Consider the following 2977-nt stretch of genomic DNA (forward strand, 5'->3'; position numbering starts at 1 on the left):
TGATGTCCGGATCATGATGCCCTCAAAACCCGACCATTTCTTTGTTTATTGGGCAGGATACTCGTATATCGAACAACTCCTTGATGCAGGTGTCAGGGCATATACCTATGACAACGGGTTTATCCATGCCAAGACGATTGTCGTTGACGAGGCTGCAGCATCTGTCGGGAGTGCAAACTGGGATGTACGAAGCTTCCGGCTCAACTTTGAGACGAATGCCATCATGTACGATCATCAGATTGCAAAGGAACTCAAAGAGAAGTATCTTCTGGATCTCCATGTCTGTACCGAGCTGACACCTGATCGGTTTGCAGCCCTTCCTCTGAAGATCAAGATAAAAAAGTCGGTATCACGCCTCTTCTCTCCGCTCCTCTGAATCATCCTCCCCTTCTTTTTGTCTGGAATGGTTGGATGAAATTTTCGTGCAGTAGGATGATATCAGATTCGTTGTCCTGTGTTTCTGGTACCTGTAATGAATACCTGCCTGTTCAAAGGTATATGGTACAAAACTCCATGCTATGACTCCTGCAGTTGCACATCTTGCGATATATCCGCCTGATGAACCGATGACGTGGTTTTCTCTCCGGATGATCCCATCCAGAAACTCCTCGATGGTCTCTGCTGCAACAGCAGATACTACATTCCCTACATCGGAGAGGATATGGGCATCTGATCCACCGGTATACGGGATATCATGGCTTTTTGCATACATAATCGCCTTCTCATTGAGGCCATACATCATCCCCCCGCATATCACCTCGATTCCGTCAATATGATCCAGAACGCCGGGGAGCATCTCTTTCCCGACACATTTGAGGATCCCTCTGTTGATGCCATAGTATCCATATGGATGGGCAGCGATCCTGAGACAGTCATAGTCTGAAGCCACATCCAGACATTCCCTGACCGGCAGATTCTGAAGAAGGCCGGGTGTCTGCCGGTTCCGTTCAATGGTGAAATCATGGAAGAAATCTTCCATATCGCCTGCAGTATAGAAGTAAAAGAGGAGATGGGGTCCTTCATGTGTCTCAAGTTCAATCCCCGGAATAATAAGGATGGCAGGATTCTTTGCGATTGCATCGATTGATCCGCTTATCTCATTATGATCGGTGATTGCAACACCAATCTTCTCTCTCTCCGCATACCGGATCAGATCAGGTATCTTTGTCCTGCCATCAGAATGGGTTGTATGCAGGTGCATATCAACGGGATAGTATCCATCAGCCCGCAGTGCTACAATATCTGGCGGGCAGTAGCAGATACCTCCTTTATCTCTTGGCATAAACCTTATCCTCGGGATATATGCTCTCTGTTCTAGAAATAACCTCGTTATCCTGCATACTCCTTCAGAAACCGTTTAGCCAGATCATATGCCTCTCTCACCTGCCCGGGCTCCACCTTCGGCACCCCGCAGGCGACGAGATGAATCGTCTCAGTGTGTAGAGTGATCTTTGTTGCATCCGAGTCGCGATAGGGGTATATGGCGACGATATCTTCTGCATCAGCCAGAATAACCTGGTTGCTCTTTAAGATGACCGGATTCTTCATACCGATTCCAGGAAATTCCTCTCCATCCACGGCAAACCGCATGGTCAGATCACCGTTTAAGCGATCGGCATCGAATGCAGCAAGGGGGATCCCTGATCGGATTGATGCCAGGTTATAGGCATCAACTGCGCAATTGATGGTGGGGAGCGGCTTTCCTGCAAGCACCCTCCGCACGAGGGCTTCAGATGCGGGACGGGTCTTTGTCGGGTCAACGCCGACACTCCAGAAGAAGTCGCGGTATGCCCTGAAGAGCGGCTCGTCCCTGATACCATCCAGCGTATACCGGTCTTGTATCCATCTGATGATCTCATCTGCACGGGCTTTTTGCCGCGAGCTATCCACCTCAATGGTGAGAGATCCGATATCACCTTCCGCAATGAAGAGTCCGGGGAAGGCGGTGAGGATATCCGTCTGCATCTCCATGACCGGTACTTTTCCGACTAAAATGATAAAGTGTTTCCTCAGTTACAGTCCCCTTTTTGCCCCATCACCCTGCATCTTTTCCTTTCTGTGGCATTCCTTCTTCCGGATCACGGGGAGATTAATACTTTCATCGTATGGAAGAACGGACGCCCTTCTTTTGCCAGTGTTCGGAGGATATAGATCGGCCTGAGGTAAAATTCACGGTACGCCCTCCTCTGGATGCTCCGGATCTCATCAAGCGTAAGGCTCATCGTCTCCACAATTGGTGAGAAGAGATCGAACCTCGACCAGTCCTCCCCAAACCCGCCGGATTCCTGTACGTTTCTATAGTATTCCGTTCCGGGATAGGGCGTTGCGACTGAGAAAAGGGCATAGCTTGCCCGTATGTTCTTCACCAGTGAAACGCTCTTCTTCGCTGTCTCTTTCGTTTCTCCAGGCAGCCCGATTGCAATTGACGCTATCGTTCTCATCCCTATATCATATGCAGTCTCAAATACGGTCATGATCTGTTCAATCCTGGTTCCTTTCCGGATAATGTCCAGAATTTCCTGTTCCCCCGACTCCACCCCGATGAAGAGGGTCTCGCATCCAGCCTTCTTCATCAGCCTGATAAGATCAGAATCGATCCGGTCAACACGGGCAGTACAACCCCACTCGATATCAAGATCCTGCTCAATTAGCAGGTTGCAGAACTCTTCCACCCAACCGGGTATCAGAGTGAAGGTGTCGTCCATGAATGCGATCATCGAGATCCCAAGTGTCTCCTGAATATGGCGGATTTCATTCACGACATTTTGAGGAGAGCGTTTGCGTATTCTTTTACCGTGAAGTGCGGATGATGCGCAGAACGAGCATTGCATTGGACAACCCCTGCTACAGATCATGGTTGCAATCGGCATATTGACATCGAAGATCCGGTAGTTCTCTTTGGGAAGGAGATGGCGGGCGGGATAGGGCAATGCATTCAGATCCTGGATACGGGGTCTGTCCCCATTTTCGATAATCT

Annotated in this window: 4 protein-coding genes; 1 reads left to right on the top strand and 3 read right to left on the bottom strand. The window is 49.4% G+C overall.

Features of this window, described 5'->3' with window-relative positions; translation table 11 throughout:
* Positions 1-376: phospholipase D-like domain-containing protein (locus QCH34_RS09945; protein WP_300333563.1), on the top strand; the 376-nt coding region annotated here is incomplete at its 5' end.
* Here QCH34_RS09945 and QCH34_RS09950 read toward each other — a convergent pair.
* The 3 genes from QCH34_RS09950 to QCH34_RS09960 form a co-directional block, all read right to left on the bottom strand.
* Positions 350-1282: a PHP-associated domain-containing protein gene (locus QCH34_RS09950; protein WP_300333566.1), complete on the bottom strand. Its 933-nt coding sequence runs from the start codon at positions 1280-1282 to the stop codon at positions 350-352. The two genes, QCH34_RS09945 and QCH34_RS09950, sit on opposite strands and share 27 nt — an antisense overlap.
* Positions 1283-1329: 47 nt before the next feature.
* Positions 1330-1971, bottom strand: coding sequence for a phenylalanine--tRNA ligase beta subunit-related protein (locus QCH34_RS09955; RefSeq protein WP_300333569.1), 642 nt, complete (start codon positions 1969-1971; stop codon positions 1330-1332).
* A gap of 107 nt (positions 1972-2078) precedes the next feature.
* The coding region (locus QCH34_RS09960; RefSeq protein WP_300333572.1) for a radical SAM protein at positions 2079-2977 on the bottom strand (899 nt) is incomplete at its 5' end.

The sequence above is a fragment of the Methanocalculus sp. genome (assembly GCF_029762515.1).
Classification (GTDB): domain Archaea; phylum Halobacteriota; class Methanomicrobia; order Methanomicrobiales; family Methanocorpusculaceae; genus Methanocalculus.

Excerpts from the sequence above, each read along its gene's own strand:
- QCH34_RS09950 (WP_300333566.1), bottom strand. The coding sequence starts at position 1,282 with ATGCCAAGAGATAAAGGAGGTATCTGCTACTGCCCGCCAGATATTGTA.
- QCH34_RS09955 (WP_300333569.1), bottom strand. The coding sequence starts at position 1,971 with ATGGAGATGCAGACGGATATCCTCACCGCCTTCCCCGGACTCTTCATT.